Source organism: Lysinibacillus sphaericus, assembly GCF_015844675.1.
Classification (GTDB): domain Bacteria; phylum Bacillota; class Bacilli; order Bacillales_A; family Planococcaceae; genus Lysinibacillus; species Lysinibacillus sphaericus_E.
Window position 1 is genome coordinate 40,113 of sequence record NZ_LDGC01000076.1, and the last position, 23,448, is coordinate 63,560.

3 protein-coding genes are annotated in these 23,448 nt (G+C 35.3%); all 3 read left to right on the forward strand.

Going from position 1 to position 23,448, the window contains the following annotated elements; translation table 11 throughout:
- From ABE34_RS19965 to ABE34_RS19975, 3 genes are read left to right on the forward strand one after another with little or no spacing between them, the layout of a single operon-like run.
- Positions 1-5,871 (forward strand): non-ribosomal peptide synthetase, encoded by a 5,871-nt coding sequence (locus tag ABE34_RS19965; RefSeq protein WP_197144200.1) that lies wholly within the window; start codon positions 1-3, stop codon positions 5,869-5,871.
- Positions 5,849-12,619, forward strand: a complete 6,771-nt coding sequence (locus ABE34_RS19970; protein WP_197144201.1) for a non-ribosomal peptide synthetase — start codon at positions 5,849-5,851, stop codon at positions 12,617-12,619. The genes ABE34_RS19965 and ABE34_RS19970 overlap by 23 nt, the downstream gene beginning before the upstream one ends.
- Complete coding sequence (locus ABE34_RS19975; protein WP_197144202.1) at positions 12,620-23,371, forward strand: non-ribosomal peptide synthetase; 10,752 nt, start codon at positions 12,620-12,622, stop codon at positions 23,369-23,371. It abuts the gene before it with no gap.
- Positions 23,372-23,448: the final 77 nt, after the last annotated feature.

The window sequence follows — 23,448 nt, forward strand, 5'->3', positions numbered from 1 at the left end:
ATGGCAAAAGCATACAGAATGAGTGATTCACAAAAAAGGATTTTTGTGTTGGAGCAGCTATTGGAGAACAGTACAGTTTATAACATACCTATGATGTTAGAAATCGAGGGGAATATTGATAGTTTACAACTAGAAAAGGCTTTAAATGAACTTACTATCAGACAAGAACTACTAAGAACTTATTTTGTTAACCACAATGAAAACTTCCTACAAATCATAGAGGAACGCTGTGAAGCTAATTTTAGTTATTTTGAAGCAAAAGAAGAGCAAATTAACAGATTATATGAAAAATTCGTTCAACCTTTTGATATGAATAAGGCACCGCTATTCAGAGTCCAATTGATAAAGATAAGTCCTGAAAAGAGCATGATGTTTTTTGATATCCACCATTCTATTTGTGATGGCGGCTCTGTCGATGTATTGATTAAAGAATTGGAATGTTTGTACAACGGAAACACATTGCCAGAACAAACTATTCAATATAAAAATTATAGTGCATGGAAGCACAAGCAGAATTTGAATGTAGAAAAAGAATATTGGTTAAATGAATTGGAAGGACGAGAAACTACTCTTGATTTAAATCATGATTATCTACGACCGGCCAATAGAAATTTTGTTGGAAATAATTTGAAAAGCGTTTTTGAAATAGAACAGACAGAGGCAATAAGAAAGATTGCGGATGAAACGAATGCTACAGAATTTATGGTTTTGTTATCAGCATTTATGTTCTTTTTAAGTAAAGTGTCCATGGGGAAAAATGTGACTGTTGGGTTTCCTGTAAGCGGAAGAACACATCCCGATACATTGAATATGTTAGGTATGTTTGTAAATACATTAGTTATTCATCATGAAATTCCATACGAAGAGAATTTTCAAACGCTTATTCAAGAGATTCGTCAAAAATGTTTAAATGCTTATTCTTATCAAGAGTACCCTTTTGATGAGTTGGTTGATGAATTGGATGTACCGAGGGATCCTTCCAGAAATCCTCTGTTTGATGTGCTGTTTTCAGTATCAGAAGATAATCTGTCAGTATATCAGCTAGGTGAAGCAAAGATGAAACCAGTTGAAACTGAGTATAAAAATGCAAAGTTTGATTTAACTGTTAATCTTTGTCTGATTGATGGATCCTATCATATTTATTGGGAATATGCTGCGGAATTATTTAAGCCTGAAACAATTGAGTGTCTGAATCAGCAATTTCAATTTATATTAAAGGAACTGCTTACGAATAAGGAAACGATACTGAAAGATATAAGACTGTGTAGTACAGAGGATTTGGCACAAATAGAATCGTTGAACAGTTTTAGTAATCTAGAAAAATATCAAAATTTGAATGCTCTGTTCGATCAGCAGGTGAGGGAAAATCCGAATAAGACCGCTTTAGTTTTTAGAAAAAATGAGCTTTCATATAAAGAACTTCATCAGCGAGTAATGAAAGCTGCTGCGGCTTTGAAAAATAAGGGGGTTGAGCCAGGACAGTATGTAAGTTTTGTCTCAACAAAAGATATCGAATCAATCATTATAATGTTAGCTGTAGTAAGAATCGGTGCTGCTTATGTACCAATTGATCCAAAATATCCAGAAAAACGTGTTCAGACGATTGTTACAGACAGTCGTTCAGATTATTTGATTGTAATCGATCATAAAGTTTCTGAATTTTCCTTTATACAGGGAGCAGAAATAATTGCTACTTCTGATCTGGAAACGGAGCCAACGGAATTATCAGATTTGGAAATAGAAACGACGCTTGATTCAATGGCTTATATGATTTATACCTCAGGAACAACTGGGATCCCAAAAGGTGTAATGATAACACATCGTAACATCATTCGTTTAGTCAAAGATACTGATTACGTTGATTTCACGGATGTTCGTTTACTTCAAACTGGCTCATTAGCTTTTGATGCAGCAACCTTCGAAGTTTGGGGAACACTCTTAAATGGTATGACACTGTTTTTAGCAGAAGAAGATGCATTGTTGGATGTGGATAAATTCCATCAAATTATTGATGAATATCAAATCAATACACTATGGTTAACCTCTAGTTTATTCAATGAATTTGTATCTCTTAAGAGTTCTTTCGGAGAGTCTGTAAAGCAGTTGTTGATTGGTGGAGAAAATCTATCTGTTAGACATGTTAAAAAGTTTATCAGCCATAACCCGACAATAAAACTGATTAATGGTTATGGACCAACAGAAACAACGACGTTTGCTCTGACAAATGAAATTACTAAAGCCGAAGGATTACGGATTCCAATAGGAAAACCAATCGGCAATACAGACGTTTATATCATGCAGGATGAGCAAATTTGCCCTGTAGGTATAAAAGGTGAGATTTGTATTGGAGGTCAAGGTGTCAGTCGAGGATACTGGAACCGCCCTGAAATGACAGCAAAAAGCTTCGTTTCACATCCATTCAAACCTAATGAACAGTTATATAAAACGGGTGATTTGGGGTTCATCAACAGTGATGGGGAAATTGAATGTATCGGCAGAAAAGATAAGCAGATTAAATTAAGAGGTTTCCGAATTGAGTTGGCAGAAATTGAAAAGGAATTACTTCAAATTTCCAACGTAAGAGAAGCAGCTGTTATTTTATCTGAAATCGAGAATACTCCGATTCTTTGTGCTTATATTGTCTGTGAGGAAACCGTAACTGAGAATATAATCAAGGCAGAACTTCATAAAAGATTACCTGATTATATGATCCCATCTCAAATGATTATGTTGGAAACTTTGCCGAAGACAATCAATGGAAAATTAGATTCGATAAAATTACCTAAACCTTCATTATCGATGACAGAAGCGTTTGTAGCTCCACGAAATGAGCAAGAGGCCTTAATAGCTGATGTGTTTAAAGAAATTTTCAGTTTAGAAAAAGTCAGTATAAATGATAGTTTTATTGATTTAGGTGGAGATTCAATCAAAGCAATCAAAGTAGTATCAAAAGTTAGAGAACAGGGATATAAGATTTTGGTCAGTGATATTCTGAGTCTGAAAAGGGTAGAAGGAATTGCTCAAGCTTTGATGATCGAGCAAGAGATAAAATATGCTCAAGGAACTGTTTCAGGTAAGGTTAATCTGACGCCGATTCAGAAAACATTTTTCAAGAGAAAAATGCCTAAGCAACATTATTTCAATCAGTCGCTGCTGATTGAAGCGACTGAAAAAGTTGACTGCAATATATTAAGAATGGTATTGAATAGTTTGGTCAAACATCATGATAATTTAAGATCAACTTTCCAAAACGAAGAACAGGTAATACATGATTTTACCGAAGAAAGATTTTTTGATTTGCAAGTCATTGATTTACGTAAGAATGATGCATGGAAAGAAGAGCTGATTTATCAGGCTGAACGTATCAAGAGCAGTATCAATCTTGAATCTGGTCCTTTATTTAAAATTGGTTTGATTTATACAGACGACAAGACATTTTTACTATTTTCGTTCCATCACTTGGTGATGGATGCAGTATCCTTAAGGATTTTATTTGAAGATTTCCAAAATGCTTACGCAACACAGAAAAAAGGAGCATCAATTGTTTTACCTAAAAAAACAGCTTCCTTTATTGACTGGTCCAATTATCTAGAGAATGAAAAGAATGAAACAGCAATTCTGAAAACAAAAGAATATTGGACACAAGTAGAAAATCAATTAATACATGCTGAGCTTCCTGTTGCACAGGAAATAGACGCTGATACTTCTTTTGACTGTTCAATTATTTTAAATAAAGAGGATACCAAAAAGCTGCTTACTGAAATTTGTCATAAAACCGGAGCTGAAATGCAACATTTATTGATGACAGCTGTTGCTAAAGCTGTAGGAGATGCAGGTAAACAAAAGAAAGTGGCACTGAATTTAGAAGGACATGGTAGAGAAATTTTATCCAAACCGATTGAAACAGATCGAACAGTTGGCTGGTTTACAAGTGTTTATCCAATCATTTTTGATTTTTCGGAACATGAGATTTTACAGAAGCAAATAGGTTATGTGAAGGACGTATTTGAACAAGTTCCTCATGGAGGAGTTAGCTATGGGCTGACTGTAAATGGTGAAGTAGAGGAACCGTTCGCGGATATTACATTTAATTATTTAGGAGAAATGAAACGATCAGAGACGAAACAGATGGCATTTGTTTTATCTGATTTAGAGCATGGGCGGGATATAAGTGAAGAGAATAGTATTGGGGGAGCATTAGATATTACAGCTGTGCTTTTTGAAGGGAAAATGCATATTAATTTTTATCCGAATAAAGACAGATGGAAAAATATATCACTTTTGAAGAGGATCATTCAGGCAGCCTCAGAGAATCTACAAGAAATGCTAACGTCTAATTATTCAAATGCTTTTGTTGAGCAGAAGAGATCTATTTCAGAGAAAGACTCCATAATATTGGCTTTATCCAAGTATAAGAGAAAAACAGTCCTTTATACCCTGTGTACAGAAGAGAAAGAATATTCATTGTTATTTATAGAAAATCTGACCTATGAATTGAAGCTGGAAATCCAGCAGTATCTTTTCCGAAATGTTGAAATATCGAAAATCCCAGATTTTATTTTGCAATCGAAAGATATGACTTGGTTATCCCCTCAGATGAATGAGAAAGAGTTCAGACAGTTTATTTATGAACATTTGTTTGAGGCGGAAAAGGAATCAGATTGTATAACTGATCAAGTAACAAAGCCGTTGAGAGTAGAAGAGACATTTAAACCAACCGTACTTCAAAGATATTATTTAGAAGATGTGAGAAAGAATATCAAGGAAACCATTCATGTAGTCGGTGCTTATACTAAAGAACAGATTATTGAAGCTATTCAACTCATCTGTTCTCAGGAGAATATTTTGCGTTCAGCTTATGATGGAGAAGAGTTGATTGTTTATCCATCTCTATCTAATATAGATTTTATTTCTCGTACGAGTTATCAGGGAGATGTGGAAGATTATTTGAATCAAGTAGTAGAGAACTATCCAATCGGGGCTAAATCTAACACTAAAATGTCATTATTGTGCAAATTTGTTATTATACAACATACCGAAAAGCACAATGATATTCATTTTATCGGCTGTCACTCAGTATGGGATAAAACAAGTACTGTTCTATTCCATAGAAAAATACTAAATATACTAGAGATGAATGAACCTCAGCAATCAGGTATTGCTGGCTTTAGGGATTATGCAGAAGAAATAAGAGATAAGCAGCCTTTGTCCTATCAAAAGGAAATTGAGGGCAGAATTCGCTTTGTGGAGGAATATTTATCTAAATTTGATAAAATGCAGGGATTTGATTACTGTACAGTTTTCACGATAAAAATGGGCGCAGAAGTTGAAAGGCAGTACCAGAAGAGTCCATGGTTAATTATTCAGAGGATTATCAGTGAAATTATAAAAATTAATTTTTCATCGGATGATATTCCAGTGTTTTTATTACAAGAAGACAGACAGCAGATGTCTGGAGACTATCAAGGAAGAATAGGTCCATTTTTAGATCTTTTACCGCTGACTATCAATCAGTCAAAAGAGCTTGAAGAAGAAATCAGTCTTCTTCAATCAATAAAAAAAGAAGAAAAAATAAACTATTTAGAGTTGATGGCTTCAAGAAAACTTCATCAAACAGACCTGATCGAAAAAGTGCCTACTGTTAATTTCCAAGGAGTTTTTGAATTAGATTATGACAGTTTTCTTCACTTTTCACAGATGACGACAAATCTAGTGTCGATGGAAATATATATAAACAATTATGCAGATAATTTGTTAGTATCCTTACCGGTGAGAAAAAATGAAGAAAGTCTTGTGGAAAATTGTTTAAACAATTTAATGGATGATCTGGAAAAGAGGTTTATTGCAAATGACAAAAAAATATATGTTTAGCATAAATGCAGACTATCACGGTCAAAGTGTTGATGAATGCGAATTGCAGAAAGACCTCATCACTGCATGGTCTGTTTATAAAGAGGTTGATCGTTTTTTACTGAATAAATCAGTTTATTTAGTGAAGAAGACAGGGGTATATGTGCTGAATGAAGGAGAAATAGAAAAAACCGACAGAATAACAGACGGTATTTTTCTTTATGAAGCTGACATCATAGAGAAAGAAGTTTTACAAGAGAAAGGAAATATAGGTGTAGCTTACCAGAAACATAAAGATGAGAAAATTATATCATTTTCCATCACAGCTGACTCAGTGACAGAAGAGCAAGTAGGTTTATGGTGTGAACGAATTGAATTGCTTTTAGAAAAAATAAAGAAGGCTGATTCTGCGGACCAGATGACTACACAAATGATTTCAGATTCAGAAAAAAATAAAATATTAAGTAACTTCGTAAAAGCTGATGAGCCATTTGAACTAAAGGATTATTTAATTGATTATCTAGAAGAACATGCAGAGTTACACGGAGAAAGGAAAGCTATTTCTTTTGGTACATCATACTTGACTTACCGAGAACTAAATGAGCGTGCCAATCAAATAGCGTATGAACTGGTGGCAAAAGGTGTTAAACCTAATGAAGTTATTGCGTTAATGTCAGAGAGGTCCTTGGACATGATTATTGGCATTTATGGAATATTAAAAGCTGGAGCGGCCTATTTGCCGATTGACTTAAGCCATCCGAAGGAACGTATTTCATTTATGTTGAAAGATGCGGGAGTCAATGTAATTTTAACAGGATTACTACCAGCTGATATGGAGCTGAATAGTCAATTTGATATGATCAACGTTGTTTCCATAGAAGAAACAAAGAATCAACCTTGTTCAAGTCCGAAAGCACCTCGGGGAGATTTGGCTTATGTCATTTATACATCGGGGACTACTGGCCAGCCAAAGGGTGTCCTTTTGAAACAAAGCGGTGTGATCAATTTGGCAGCTTGGCTTACAAAGTATGGAGACTATACAGAAGATACGAAAGTTTTGCAAAATTTCAACTTCATTTTCGATGGATCCGTTCCTGAAATTTTTTCTTGTGTTGTTTCTGGATGTGAGCTTCATATTTTATCTGATGAAGAAAGAAAAGATCCTGAAAAGTTATTATCTTTGCTACCAAACGCCCAAATCACAATGGTACCCTCCATGTTCAGGGAACTTATGGACTATGCACAGAAGCATCAGAAAGTCGAACAACTGAACAGCTTTGATCACTTATTTTTAGCTGCTGAACCAGTAACACAAGAGTTAATAGAAATATACAGCCGCTTACCAGGAGCAAAATTGGGGAAACTTCATAATAATTACGGTCCAACAGAGGCAACAGTTTGTGCCAGCTCATTTACTTTTGATGAATCTATAGATGGTCAGATCGTTCCTATCGGCAAACCAATTTCAAATGTCCATATTTTTATTTTGAATGGTGATGCTCTTTGCGGAATAGATATGATTGGTGAGATTTGTATAGGAGGTGCTGGTGTAGGTGAAGGATATCTGAACAAAGCTGAAATGACCTCAAGGAAATTCGTTAGGATCCCTGAATTAGGAAATCAACGTTTATATAGAACGGGTGATCTGGCATATTGGGATAAAGACGGTCAAATTATTTTACTTGGACGCAGTGATGATCAAATAAAAATTAACGGATATCGAGTAGAAACAAATGAAATCGAGTATTATTTACGGAAATATACTGGTGTAGTTGATGCTTTAGTAATGATTCAGTCTGTTCAAGGGCAGTTAGAAATATGTGCATATTACGTGAGTGAGAAGGAAATTGAAGATGGGCATTTTTATCAAAAGCTGAGTCACTATCTACCTGATTATTTAATGCCGAAACATTATATCAGGGTGTCAGAATTTCCTAAGACACTGAACGGAAAAATCGCCAAGCAAGAACTACCGATTCCGAGGAGAAAGAAAAAGATTAACAATGATAGAAAACTGACAGTAAAAGAGATGCTTGTTATTGAAGTAATGGAAGAAGTGCTAGGGCATGAGGGAATTTCTATAGAGGATAATTTTATTGCTTTAGGTGGAGATTCAATCAAGGCGATTCGAGTAGTATCTCGTATTCGTCAGAAGAACTACGACATCTCGATTAAGGTAATCATGAAAAACAAAATATTGAAGGATATTGCAAAAGAGATGGCAGAACGTACAAAGATGGCTCCACAAAAAGATGATTCAACCGGTCTTGTTCCATTGACTGCCATTCAAAAAGAATTTTTTGCTAGTGATTTACCGTTTCCGAATCATTTCAATCAGTCGATCATGTTATCCACAAAAGAGCAATTGGATCTTTCTATTTTAAGACAATCATTGGAGAAGTTAACTGAGCACCATTGTGTCTTACGAACTGTTTATGAAAAAGCCGAAGATCATTCAATTCAGCAAATAGTTAAGCAGATTGGAGAGCATGACTACTATGAATTGTTTGAATTTGACTATTCTCTGGACAATGAAGGGATGACTGAGGAAGAATATTTAACCCAAAAAAATAATGATATTCAGGAAAGTATAACGATGTTTAAACCGCCTTTATTCAAGGCCTCGCTGATAAAAGGAAAGAAAGAAAATTATTTGATGTTGACGGCACATCATTTAATTGTCGATGGTGTCTCTTGGCGGTTGATTATTGAAGATTTGAACACCGTGTATAAGAGTTTAGTAAAAGGAAACGATGTTCAGCTGTCAGATAAAACAGTCTCTTTTAAAACGTGGAGTAACCAAATTCAGAAATATCTATCAAATAAAGGGCTGACTAAAGAAATTGATTATTGGCTAGATGTTGAAGAGAAGATTAGAAAAATAGCACCCCCTTCCAAACCAGTGACTGGAAAAGTACAGCAAATGGTGCATCAAACGGTCACTTTCTCTCAAACATTTACTGAAGATTTGCTCCTGAATTCTAATCAGGCATACGCAACGGAGATGAATGACCTTTTGTTGACCAGCCTGTTTAGAGCAATGGCAGCCGTACAGCCATCTTCTATTTTGGGTGTATGCCTAGAAGGACATGGTAGAGAAATCTTAGATGAACTGATAGAAGTAGATAGAACAGTCGGCTGGTTTACTAGTGTCTATCCGGTAGCTGTTGAAAACTTGGCAGAAGAGTTACCGGTAGCGATTAAACAGGTCAAAGAACATCTGCGAAGAGTCCCCAAAAACGGTATTGGTTATGGAGTATTAAGTCAGCTAGGTGATGTTGGTCTAAACAATATAAAGCCAAGTATTACATTCAATTATCTAGGTGAATTTGCTGATGATTCTTCAAATAAAATGTTTCAGCTGAGTAATAGTTTTTTTGGTAAAGAGGTCCATGATGAAAATATCTTTGGTACTAAAATTTCTATTAATACTGTAGTGATAGAAAAGAAATTCTCATGTACATTCAGTTTTGATCAAGCATACTTCTCAGAAGAATATATTAATAATTTAAGTGGAAATTTCCAAAGAGAGCTGAAGAACACTGTCCAACATTGTGTAGAACATATTGACCGAGTCAACTGTACCCCGTCTGATTTTGGTGAATATGTTTGGAAGATATCAGAATTTGAAGCAGTTCAAGAGACACTGGAGCAAAAAGGATTGACTGTTGCATCGATTTATCCGCTGACAAGTACTCAAAGCGGAATGTTATATGAAACATTGAAAAATCCTTTTCCAGGGAAATATATCGTGCAGAATGTATTACGGATTGTTGAGGATGTAGATACGATACAGTTAGAAAAAGCTATACAATTACTGGCAAAAAAATATGGTGTTTTAAGATCAAAAATTATCTATCAGGAAGTCGCAATACCTAGACAGATAAAACTTGACAAGACGGACCAGTTATTCGTTTTTATAGATGCCTCAAATAAATCAGAAGCTGAAATACAGGAAATTATCGATAATGATGCACAGAAAGAAATAACTTTTGAAATGGAAAAACTGGTTCAGTTTACCTTGATCAAAACAAAGAAAGATTACCTGTTGCTATTTACTTTCCATCATATATTAATGGACGGCTGGTGCGGTCAACTTATTTATAGAGATTTGATTGCCTTTTATGATAAGCTCGAAGAATTTGATTTTGAAAGTCTTTACAGTACTCAAACTGAAAATAAAGTTTTTGAAGAATTCACAAGACAGGATGCTCCAGAGTCTTTAGATAAGCAATACGAATATTGGAGCAATGTTTTATCTGATTTGGAACCTGCCAGAGATTCTCTGACAGGACCGGAGAAAATAACTTCAGAAACGACACCAGTTAAACTGCTATTAACTGAAAAGGAAACAGAAAAGATAGAGCAATTCTGTCATAAAAATGCATTGACAGTCAGTTCATTCTTTGAAATTGCTTGGGGAATACTTCTTCAAAAATATACATTTACAAAAGATGTCGTTTTTGGAAAAGTTGTTTCAGGTAGAGAGATAGCGATAGAAGGAATTGAAGAAAGTGTAGGCTTGTTTATTAATACGGTTCCTGTTCGAGTAACAGATAAAAATGGGAAAAGAATATCTGATTTATTTGAAGAACAAACGAATCAGAATATGGTCAGTATTGAGAACAGCCGCTGTTCCCTGAGTGAGATTCAACGGCAAAATGACATAGAGCTGAAAAGTCTGTATGAGTTTTCGACCTTTGGTGATAAGGCGTTCGGTCTTCCGAACAGTACTATAACATTGCAACTAGAGCAGGTGAATGAACGTGCTGTATATCCGCTGACGTTAAGCATCAAGCATATGGATGTGCTGACAGTTGAGCTACTCTATGATCATCAAAAATACTCTAGAGATTCTATTTTACGCATGAGTCATCGATTATATGTACTATTGATGAACTTGATGACAAATGAAAATGAATTGGTAGCTGACCTATTGTTATTAGATGAAAATGAACAGCAGCAAATATATACAATCTTTAATCAAGAAACCTCTCCACCGGAAAATAAAACGAGTCTGAGTCAATTATTTATAGAACAAGTAGAAATGTATGCTGATAAACCAGCTGTTCGAAATCTAACTCGAACTTGGACGTATAAAGAATTAGATAACTGGTCAGATCATTATGCAGAGAGACTGAAGGAACTTAAGCTATCACCTGGCGCAGTCATCGGAATTGAAGCTAATCATAATGTAGAAACGATTATAGGAATTTTGGCGATCATAAAGATTGGTTGCGTATATCTTCCTATTGACGAGACAGTTCCTTCTCTACGAGCCAGCTTTATGTTGGAAGATGGGAATGCAAAAGGTTTAATTAAAACAAGTTCTAAAAAGTACAGCTATGAAGATAATTATCAACAAATAAGAATTGAATCAGTAGAAAGTGCAATTCCTTGTAATTCGGAGAAAATATCTGACTTTTATCCAGAGAGCCATGCCTATGTGATGTATACTTCTGGAACTACTGGACAGCCAAAAGGAGTTCTTGTCGGGCAATCATCCGTCATCAATTTGGTGAAAAATTCCAACTATGTACAATTGGATCAGAAAAAGATTATTCAAATGGGCTCTCTTTCTTTTGATGCGTCAACTTTTGAAATATGGGGCAGCTTATTAAATGGTGGTTGTTTGACCCTTTGTAAGAAAGAAGAATATATAGACGACACTATATTGGCTGATATTATTGACAAACATCAGATTGATACGATGTTTATCACTACAGCATTATTCAATAAGATGATCGAATTGAATCCAACAATATTCAAAAATATTGAACAACTCTATGTTGGAGGGGAACAAATTTCAAGATCTCATGTTGAAATATATTTACAAACAGGATTGGGTCGGATTCACAACATATATGGACCAACTGAGAATACAACGTTCTCGCTATTCCATCTAATTGATTCAAAAGATGATTTACAGTGTATACCTATTGGTAAACCGCTTAAAAACACCAAAGTCTTTTTGTTGAATGGAAAATCTGTTTGTGGTGTGGGAATGATTGGCGAAATATGCTTAGCAGGAAATGGTCTTGCTATTGGATATGTAAATAATCCGGAATTGACTGCAAAATCTTTTACACAATGTGAATTAGGAACAAAAGAACGAATCTATCGAACAGGGGATCTTGGACAATTACTACCTAATGGTGAAATTGTATATGTGGGCCGAATCGATAAACAAATTAAAATTCGAGGTTATCGCATTGAATTAAATGAAATTAAAAATAAACTGATAGGAATTCCCGGAATCCAAAATAGTTTTGTTACTGTTGCGGAAAATGAAGGGAAAAAGCATATTATAGCATATCTTATCGGTGAACAAATGTTGGAGGTAGTGAAAGGAAATCTGTCTGAGACATTACCGGGATATATGATTCCATCAAAATTTATTTGGGTCGACGAGCTGAAGTTGAATTCTAATGGAAAAGTTGATGAGAGATTATTGCCAGAAGTGGACTTTAATGAAGAACAAGAGATTGTTCTGCCAAGTACGAGAGAAGAAGAAGTTGTTGCAGGTATTTTCTGTCAGGTTTTAAAACTGGAGCATGTTTCAGTAGAAACTTCTTTCTTTGAATTAGGTGGACACTCTTTACAGACTATGGAAGTTATTCGTGAAATCAAAGAGCAATTGAATGTTTCGCTACCATTAGAGGTTATCTATACAAGCGAAACAGTTCGTAATATATGTTTAAAAATAAATAAAAATCAAGAAATCGGCTGTTACTTTGAAATAGAAGCAGCAGAAGAGCTGGAGGTTTGAATGAAAAAAAGTTACAGGATGTCAGGAGCGCAGAAAAGGATTTTTGCTTTAGAAGAAATACAAGAGATGAAAAATGCTTATAATGTACCTATGATATTTCGTATAAAAGGCTTGATTGATACACAGCAAATGTATGTAGCTTTGCAAAAATTACACGAGCATAACGAAGTGCTACGTACAAGTTTCATTCATACAAAAGAATTATTTGTTCAGCAAATAAGCGAGAAAGTTCAGCCGATTTATCATTATAACGAACAAGAATCAGTTGATTTAAGGCAAGAACAGAAAAAATTTGTTCAAGCATTCGATCTAGGCGAAGCTCCGCTTATGAGGACAAAAGTCTTGTATGACAAACAATTAGATATTAGCTATCTGTTTATGGACCTCCATCATATCATTTATGATGGGGGGTCTTATGAGACTTTACTGACACAGTTGACCCGCTTCTATAATGGAGAAGAGGTTTTAAAGGCTGAACTGCAATTTAAAGACTTTGCTGCTTGGCAGGAAAAGCAAAATTTACAGGCTGAAGAGACGTATTGGCTAACAGAATTCGTGGACGAGGTAGAATATGCTGAGCTGAAAACTGATTTTCAAAGAACTCAGGAGCGAAACAATACAGGAAGCTGTCTTGAAATACCGTTAAGTGACGAAATCATTAGGCAGACGAATGATTTGAGCAAAAGAATGGGTGTTTCTAATTACGTAATTTTAATGAGTGCATATATGCTACTAATTAGCCATTATTCAAGAAACGAAGAAATTGTTTTAGGAACACCGATGTCAGGCAGGGTTCTGGCTCCGACAAAAGATATGATTGGGATGTTTGTAAATACCGTAGCAATTAAAGCGGAAATTGAAAATAATGCTACATTTAGTGATTTGGTTCAGCAAGTCAATAAAAAAGTTACAGGAGCTATTCAACATCAAGCGTATCCTTTTGAAAAGTTGGTTGAAAAGATTCCACATCAAAAAGATCGTTCGCGTAACCCTATTTTTGATTTGTTTTTTGCTTATCAAGTCAATCCTACCGCTACTTTTTATTTTGATAAACAACGTTTAGAATCGATAAAATATGAAAATGAAACAAGTAAATTTGATATTAGTACTGTAATCATAGAGGAAGATGGGAAGATATTTGTTGAATGGACCTACATGGAGGCCTTGTATAAGAGATCGACAATTCAGCGATTAGCCCATCACTATCAAACATTACTTGCTGATGTTCTTGATAATCCAATGAAAAAAGTCGGAGAAAGCTCAATGGTTGACGCTAATGAGCAAAATCTGATGTTAAAGGAGTTTAGTATAAATTCCTCCTTGTCAACAGATCGTAGGCTTGATAAAAAAGGCGAAACAATCAATTCCATGTTTGAAGAAATAGTAAACAAATGCCCAGAAAAAATAGCTTTGATGATGGGGTCAGAGCAACTTACCTATGCACAGCTGGATGAAAAAGTAAATAGAGTTGCTCATATAATACAGCAAAATCAGAAAGCAGAAGATTTTTTAGTTGGAGTTTATCTGAAGCCTTCGTTTGATACAATTATTTCCATTTTGGGGATATTAAGATCTGGAAGGGCGTATATTCCTTTAGATACTGAATATTCACCGGAACGGTTGCGATATATCTGTGATGACAGTCGGATAAAGACAGTTATCACGAATAATCAAAGTTTAAGTAAAGAATTAGAAGAATTAAAATTAACAGTCATTAATATGGATCAGCTGCAGGAAACTAAATCGGAAGTTATCGTGGAAACAGTTAGTCCTGAAGACCTGGCATATATCATTTATACCTCAGGTACGACCGGAAATCCTAAAGGAGTAATGATTGAGCATCATTCAGTAGTTAATTTGGCCATATGGAAAAGCGAGTTTGGTGAATATAGCGAAGAGGCAATTATTCTACAAAATTTTAACTATATTTTTGATGGTTCTGTTTGGGAGATATTCCCTCCGCTATTAAGTGGTAATACTTTAGAAATTGTTCCAGAAGAGTGTCGAAAAGAACCAGAACGGTTATTGAAATTATTGCCAAATAAACATATTACAATCGTACCGACTTTGTTCAACTCACTTCTCGACTATGCAAAGGAAAATGACATGGTTCATTTATTGTCTCAGGTGAAACGTGTTTATTTAGCAGCAGAACCTGTTACTAAAGATATTCTCGATAAATATAAGGATATCTGTAAGGCTGATTTAAGTAAAATATCCAATTGTTATGGTCCAACTGAAGGAACTGTCTGTTGCACAGCTAATGATTTTGGAGAAAACAATATTGTGGGCTCCAATCAAATTGGCGGGCCAATAGCTAACGTATCGATATACATTATGAGAGACGATCAGCTTTGCGGAATTGGTGTACCTGGTGAGCTTTGTATTGCAGGCAGTGGTGTTGCTAGAGGCTATTTAAATAAATCTGAGTTGACTAAGGAAAAGTTTCTACCTGATCCATTTGTGATTGATCAGCGATTATATCGCACGGGAGATTTAGCTCGTTGGGACGAAAAAGGAAATATTGAATATTTAGGCCGAATCGATGAACAAGTCAAAATTCGAGGTTTTAGAGTTGAACTTTCAGAAGTGGAAGAGCATATTCGTAGGTTGTCTGGAGTAAAGGATGCCGTTTGTTTAAAAAGTGTATTAAATCAGACAGAAGCTTTAGTAGGATATGTAATCGGTACTGCTGAAATGGATATGGAACAACTGAAAAAAGATCTTCAGCAAACTTTACCAGATTATATGGTTCCACAAGTTATTATGCAGGTAGACTATTTTCCGATAACGAGAAATGGAAAAATAGCTAAGCGACTTTTACCTGAGCCGAAAATCAGCCTAAATAAACAAATCATGATGCCTAGAACCGAAGAAGAAAGAGAAATTGTTGCTGTTTTTAAATCAGTTCTGGGTGTAGAAGATATGGGAATCGATGATAGTTTCTTCATGCTGGGAGGGGACTCGATTAAAGCGATTCGAATTGTTTCTAAACTTCGTGAGTTAGGGATTCACTTAGATGTAAAAACAATAATGGAGCAAAAAACGATTATCAATATTCAAAATGCTTTAGGAGATTCTGAAGTAACTAAGATAGACCAGAGTGAAGTATCTGGTGTTTTCATTCCGACACCTGTTCAGCAAAGATTTCTCCAAAGCAATTTAGAAGAGCCTGATCATTTCAATCAAGCTATGATGTTTGAATACTCCGATAAAATTGATATTGATATATTAGAAAAAATGATGTTTGAATTACTGAAGCATCATGACCTTCTACGTACAATTGTAAAAGAACAGGAGCTGTATATTCGGAAAAGTGAAGAAATCACTGAGCAGTTGCTTCAAATCTATGATTTGAGCCATATTTCAGATTCAAAGGAAAAAGAGCAGCTAATTGCTGAGCATGTTGATCAAATTCATCATGAAATAGACAGAACAGTGTCTATGGTTAAAGCTGCGGTATTTGAAACTGACACAAATAATTATTTATTCCTTTGTGTACATCATTTAGTGATCGATGGCATATCGTGGAGAATATTGTTGGAAGATTTGAACCATTTGTACGAAAAAATAAGAAAGAATTCTCCTGTTAGATTAGGGCAAAAAACAGAATCCTATAAATCTTGGAGTGAACAGTTGAAACAGTTTGCCGGTACAATACAGGCCCAATCAGAATTACCTTATTGGAAAGCTGTTACTAATCGAGTGATAGAAAGCATGTTTTTAAATTCTGATGCTGAAGGATACGAACAAGGGTATATTGAAGCTTCATTATCTCAAGAGCAGACTGAGCAATTACTTTATCAAATAGGTAAAGCTTTTAATACTTCTGTGTTTGAAAGTATTACGGCTGCATTAATACGGTCGTTAGGTCAGTACCATCAGAAAAAACAGGTATCTGTATTGATTGAAGGTCATGGACGTGAAGACTTATATGAACGTATTCATATAGACAGAACAGTTGGCTGGTTTACCTCTACGTATCCTATTGTTGTGGAACATGGAGAGAAAAGCATTCGGGAAAGCTTTGGACAAATCAAACGAGCTTTACAAGGAGTTCCTAATAAAGGGATCGGCTATAATTTACTAACTGCTTATCAAGAAGAAACGACATTTGCTGAGCCAGAAGTTACATTGAATTATTTAGGACAATTTAGAAATGAAACACTTTCAAATGAAGATCAATTTAAAATCAGTGATCTACCTGTAGGAGAGGAATTCAGCTCTAAGAATAATTTTAGTACACCTATTTCCTTCAATATAGTTATCATCAATAATCAGATGGACATAAAAATACTGTTTAATGCTAAAAAAATTACTAAACTAGAAATGGAAGATCTACTGAAACTATTTAAGGAGTCTGTTCTTGAACTTATTGAATACTGTCAGAAAGAACTTGAAAACCCACAGACTTACCAAGAACTGATTCTGCCTGAGTTGGAATTGGAGCGGCTTGTTGCTTCAGTTGATGGAAGCGGTAGAAAAATTGAGAAACTGATTCCTTTAACTGCAATGCAGGAAGGAATTCTATATCATTATTTATCTGAGCCTCAGTCAACAAATTATATTGTGCAATCAGTATACAGTAATCCGAAAAAATTTGATGTAAATGTAATTCAAGAAGTTCTTGATTTATTGAGTAAAAAGTATGAGATCATCAGAAGTCGTGTTGCATGCAGTCAATATTCTGAGCCGAGACTAGTTATTTTGAAACAAGATGATTTATTGCTTGATGCCTATACTTTGGATGAAAACGAGAAAATTGAAGAAGTTGCACAAAGGAAAATACTTCAGGGCTTTGATTTAGAAAATGAGAGTCCATTTAAATTAACTTTTGTAGAGGGGCAGGAAGTTGATCAAAATTATCTGATATTCACTTTCCACCATATTGCGATGGACGGCTGGTGTATGTCGATCTTATTGAATGATTTCACTAAGTTTTACGGAGAATTGACTACTGGTAAGAATGTCAAGGATTTGGAAGAAGAAGTGGCACAAAGTAAACAGGCAAGTTTGAGTGATATCGTCAAGGCAAATGAAAGCCAAAATAAAACAGAAGCTAGAGAGTATTGGCGCGAGCTGTTGAAAGATTATGATGCAGTCAATCACATTTCTCCTTTATATAAACAAGGTGAAATAAAAGAAGAAAGAATCCGTAAGGTAAGTAAGATAGATAAAAAAGTTCCTACTGAAGTCAATCAAAAAATTAACCTATTGGTTAAGGATTATGGGGTAACTAAAAATACTATTTTTGAGGCAGTCTGGGGCTTAGTTCTGCATAAATTCAATTATACAAATGATACAGTATTTGGGAAAATTGTATCAGGTAGAGATATTGCAATTTCTGGAGCAGAAGAAATGTTAGGGCTGTTTATTAACATGATTCCAGTTCGAATCAGAACTGAAGAAGGAATGACTGTAGCTGAGCTATTGAAAAAAGTACAGGATCAGGCAATACACTCTAGTGAATACGATAAATATCCATTGGCTGAAATAAACTTATTGACAGCTAGTCAGGAAAATTTAGTACAAACAATGATCGCTTTTGAAAATTACTATAAAATGGAAGAGAATGCATCGGATTTGAATTTAGAGTTGATTGATGCAAGTGAAGAAACTCATTATCCACTTTCTTTAAGTGTTTATGAAAAAGACGGCTTGAATCTTTCGTTTTTATACAAGTATGATTTATATACTCAAAGTGAAATAGAGAGGCTTTCCGGTTATTTTATGACTATATTAACGAAAATAGTCATAAATCCAGATGGTCTAATTGCTGATGTGGCACACACAGAGTCTCAACGAGTAGAAGAATTACTTCTATTAAATAATCAGCCAGTACCTTATCCAAGTGAACTTTCAATCGTTGAATTATTTAAAAAACAGGTATCACTTTATTCGGATAAAGTTGTTTTAGAAGATGAATCGGACAGATTTACGTATGAAGAAGTAGACAGGATTTCTGATCAGATTGCTTCTGGTCTGTTAGAACAGGGAATTAAAGAAAAGGACATCGTTGGATTTATCTCAGATAAGCGTGCGGCTACTATTATTTTAATGGTCGGTATATTGAAAAGCGGTGCAACCTATCTACCTTTAGATCCTAACTATCCTGTAGAGCGAATGAATATGATTTTGACAGACAGCCAATGTAAACTATGTGTTGCTATGGAGGATGAAGCTAATCTGTTAGCAGTCCCCGTAATAAATTATAGTGAATTAATAAAGTCAGCAACTCAGGTCAATCTGCCGTCTATTAAGGCTTCTGCTCCGGCGTACTTAATTTATACTTCCGGTACTACAGGAAAGCCTAAAGGGGTATTAATTAATCAAAAAAGTATCATTCGTTTAGTTATAAATACAAACTACTGTGATTTTTCGAATATCCGTTTACTTCAAGCTGGATCCATGGCTTTTGATGCGGCAACCTTTGAAATTTGGGGAGCCCTTCTAAATGGTGGCTATTTGTACGTTGCATCTGAAAACGGACTCAGCAATGTAGAGATATTTAAATCAATGATTAAAAATCATGACATTTCAACAATGTTTATAACTACTGCTTTATTTAATTCATTGATTGACTTAGATAATAAAGCTTTTGAAGGTCTGACTCAATTGTATGTTGGCGGAGAAAAAGCTTCAGAGCAGCATATGAACAAGTGTTTAGTAGAAACACCGTCTGTAAAATTGAATAATATTTATGGACCTACAGAAAATACAACTTTTACTACCTATTATCCTGTAAAAGATATTGAAAAATCTCTATCTTTGCCTATTGGGAAGCCGATTTCCAATACACAAGTTTATCTATTTGATGTCTATGGACAGTTATGTGATGTGGGGATGCCTGGAGAGCTGATTATCGGAGGAGACGGGTTGGCTGAAGGCTATTTAAATCGTCCAGAACTGACGAAAGAAAAGTTTATTACCCATCCTTTAATTCCTAATCAAATATTATATAGAACAGGCGATATTGTACGAATGAATGAAATGGGAGACATTGAATATCTTGATCGATCAGATGAACAAATCAAGATTCGTGGTTTCAGGATCGAATTGGGGGAGATTGTCAGTCGTCTTGTTGAGCTGAATGAAGTTCAGGAAGCTTATGTTACGGTCGAAAAAGAGACTGGAGATCCTCACTTGATTGCGTATCTTGTTGGAAAAGAAACGATTTCTATTGAAACTGTGAAGCAAAAGCTTCGGGAGGTATTACCGGAGTATATGATTCCAATATCGTGGATTCAATTACCTAATCTGCCGCTAAATAGTAATGGTAAAGTGGATAAGTTGAAGCTGCCCAAAATTGAACGAAAGTTGAATCAACCTGATGCTTGGGAAGCACGATCAGAAACTGAGAAGCTTGTGGGAACTATTTTTGAGGAAGTACTGGAAGTCAGCGGAATTGGTTTGGAGGAAGATTTCTATAGACTGGGTGGTCACTCCTTAAGAACTATGCGCTTAATTAGTAAAATCGATGCAGTGTTCAATGTGACTTTGACGATTAAGGAAATTAAAGAGTTAGCTACGATTTCAGCAGTTTCAAAAACTATTGATTCGAAAAAAATTCATAAAGAACAACCGATTATGCAGATAAAGCCAGTTACCAATGAAACAGCTGAATATCTGTTGAGCCCTGCACAAAACCGTATGTATCTCTTAAGTGAGTTGCATAAAGAATCGACACTCTATAACATTCCTACAGCTCTTTCTGTTGAAGGGTTTGTTGATACGGTGCAATTGGAAAAAGCGTTTGTTCAGCTGATTGAGCGTCATGAATCTTTGCGAACAAACTTCTATTTGAAGGATGGCCATCCTGTTCAAGTGGTAAAGGATAAGACATCTTTCAAATTAGAGAGTAAAAAAGGGACAAAAGAGCAACTAAAAGATATGTATGACGATTTTGTTCAGCCATTTGACCTGGCAGAGGACTGTTTGATTCGAGCACTCTTTATAGAAATAACAGGTGGAGACAATATTTTATTGGTAGACATTCACCATATTATTTCCGATGGAGCTTCAACAACAATTTGGATTGAAGAACTGCTTTCTCTGTATATAGGAGAAGAGCTTACCCCAATAGAGCTGCACTATAAAGATTTTGCTGCCTGGCAGAATCAAGTCGATTTATCTGAACAGGAGAAATATTGGCTAGAAGAATTTTCAGGAGAAATACCTATTTTGAATATTCGAACAGACTATCCAAGACCGAATATTCCAACGAATAAAGGGGAAAGTTTTATTAGTATAATGCCTGACGAGCTGAGGAACCATTTAAGAGCGTTTTGTCAGGAGCATAAATATACAGAATATACTGTATTGATGACCGCTTTCACACTGTTGCTGAGTAAATATAGCAGGCAGGATGATATTGTTGTGGGAACACCTTTCAGTGGAAGAAACCACGAAGTTATTCAGAATATGCTTGGAATGTTCGTCAATACATTACCGATTCGAAACCAGATTGATGAAAATCAAACATTTATTGACTTGGCAGACATGGTTCAAGATAAATGTTTAGATGCTTTCCAAAATCACGCATATCCGCTTGAAGAATTGGTAAACAAGGTCACTGTTGTAAGAGACATATCTCGTAATCCACTGTTCAGTGTTATGTTTGCACTTCAAAATGACAGTGATATAAAAATGCGTACTGCAGATTTTTCAATGTCATTCCTGGAAATTAAAAGTAAGGTTTCGAAATTTGACATAACATTGAGCATGAGTGAACTTAGTGGTCAATATCATTTATATTGGGAATATGCGACAGATTTATTCAAAGAAGAAACAATATCCCGTTTATCTGAACATTTTCTATATCTTTTAGGTTCTGTTTTGAATGATCCGTTGAGAGTAGTGGGCACGGTACAGATGCTGCCGGAAAAAGAGCAGCAATTCTTACTGGAGAAAAATTATCAAAACTATGAACAAAATAGCTCCATAACATTTTTGGATTATTTTACAGAAGCAGTAGCTCGTTTTCCTGAGAAAGATGCTGTTAGATTCGATGATAAAGTGATTACCTACAGAGAACTAGATGAGAAATCAACGATTCTGGCTAGTCAGCTACGACGAAAGGGAATTCAATCAGAAGATATCGCTGCATTGGTGATGGATAAATCAATTGAAATGTTTATAGCGATGTTAGGGATAATAAAAGCAGGTGGTGCCTATTTACCTTTAGATCCTAAGCACCCAATCGACCGCTTGATGTTTATATTGACAGACAGTCAGACTAAATTTGTTCTATTCAATAATGAAGAAGGTAAGCTTCTTAGTGAGCAGGCAGATGAAAACGTAATATTTATAAACATGAATGAAAGTAATCTGACAGCTTCTGAGGATATTTTTCTACCAACGGTTGCACCTAATCAGTTGATGTATGTCATCTACACATCTGGTACAACTGGAAATCCTAAGGGTGTTATGCTGGAGCACAGAGGAGTAGGTAACCTAATTCAATCATTGAACACAATTTTGAAGGTTAATGAACAGTCTCTTGTTTTGCAATGTTTCAACTATATATTTGACGGGTCGGTCTTTGAAATTTTCCCTTCTTTAGCGCTAGGGGCTACTTTAGATATAGTTTTAGAAAATGAATTGACTAATCCTAAAATAATGCTTCAAAAAATGGCTAACCACTTTGTTGTATTGACACCGAGTCTATTCAATATGATTTTAGATTATGCAATTGAAAGCAGCCAAACTGAAAAATTAGTCGAGATTGAGACTTTATGTTTCGGTGGTGAGGCTGTTTCAATAGAGATGATCGATAAATATCGCAGTATAGCTGGAAGTGATCTTACTAAGCTGTTCAACTGCTATGGTCCTAGTGAAGTAACAGTATGGGCTACAGTTCAGCAGTATTCAGAAGCGGAAGAGTATAAACAAAATTCGATCGGTTATCCAATTAACCAGACAAGTGTTGTATGTATGAACAACCATTTACTAAGTGGAATAGGTATCCCAGGTGAAATATATATTGCAGGATGCGGTCTTGCACGGGGCTACTTAAATAATAGTGAATTGACAGAACAGACATTTACATTTAATGACCAACTAGAACAACGTGTCTACCGTACCGGAGATTTGGGATATGTGAATGAGAAGGGTCAAGTAATCTATATTGGTCGAGTGGATGAGCAAGTAAAAATTCGTGGATTTAGGATTGAACTGGAAGAAATCGAACGTTGTCTGAAAGCTATTCCAACTGTCAATAATGCAGCAGTAACTGTTGTCACTAATGAAAACGGTGAAAAGACATTATGTGCTTATCTTATTGGTTCAGAGGAGCTTCAAGATTCTGAAATCAAGCATGAACTGGCTAAACATTTACCAGGGTATATGCTTCCGGAATTTTATCAATATATTGAACAATTTAGTTTCGGTAGAACCGGAAAGCTGGATAAGAAGAGCTTACCTGCTCCAACGATGAAAAAAAGAACGGGGAATGAAGTATTACCAACAAATGAAACGGAAGAAAAAATCGTTCATCTATTTGAAAAAGTGCTACAGCAATCAATAATCAGTATTGAAGACGACTTTTTTGCAATGGGTGGGAATTCACTAAATGCTTCTGTCCTATCTTATAGTATAGAAAAAGAATTTAATAAGAAAATCCCTTTAATTGAAATATTCAAATTGAAAACTCCGGAAAAAATTGCAAAAATGCTAAATGATTTGGCAGACGTGCGGGAAGTATATGAAGAATTGCCAATGAATGGCGAATTGGAAGAGTTCGAAATTTTTTAACTAGTAAAAGCATGCGAGGTAAAACATTCTACTCAAACAATGTTTTGCCTCTGCATGTTAAATAATTTGAGGAGATG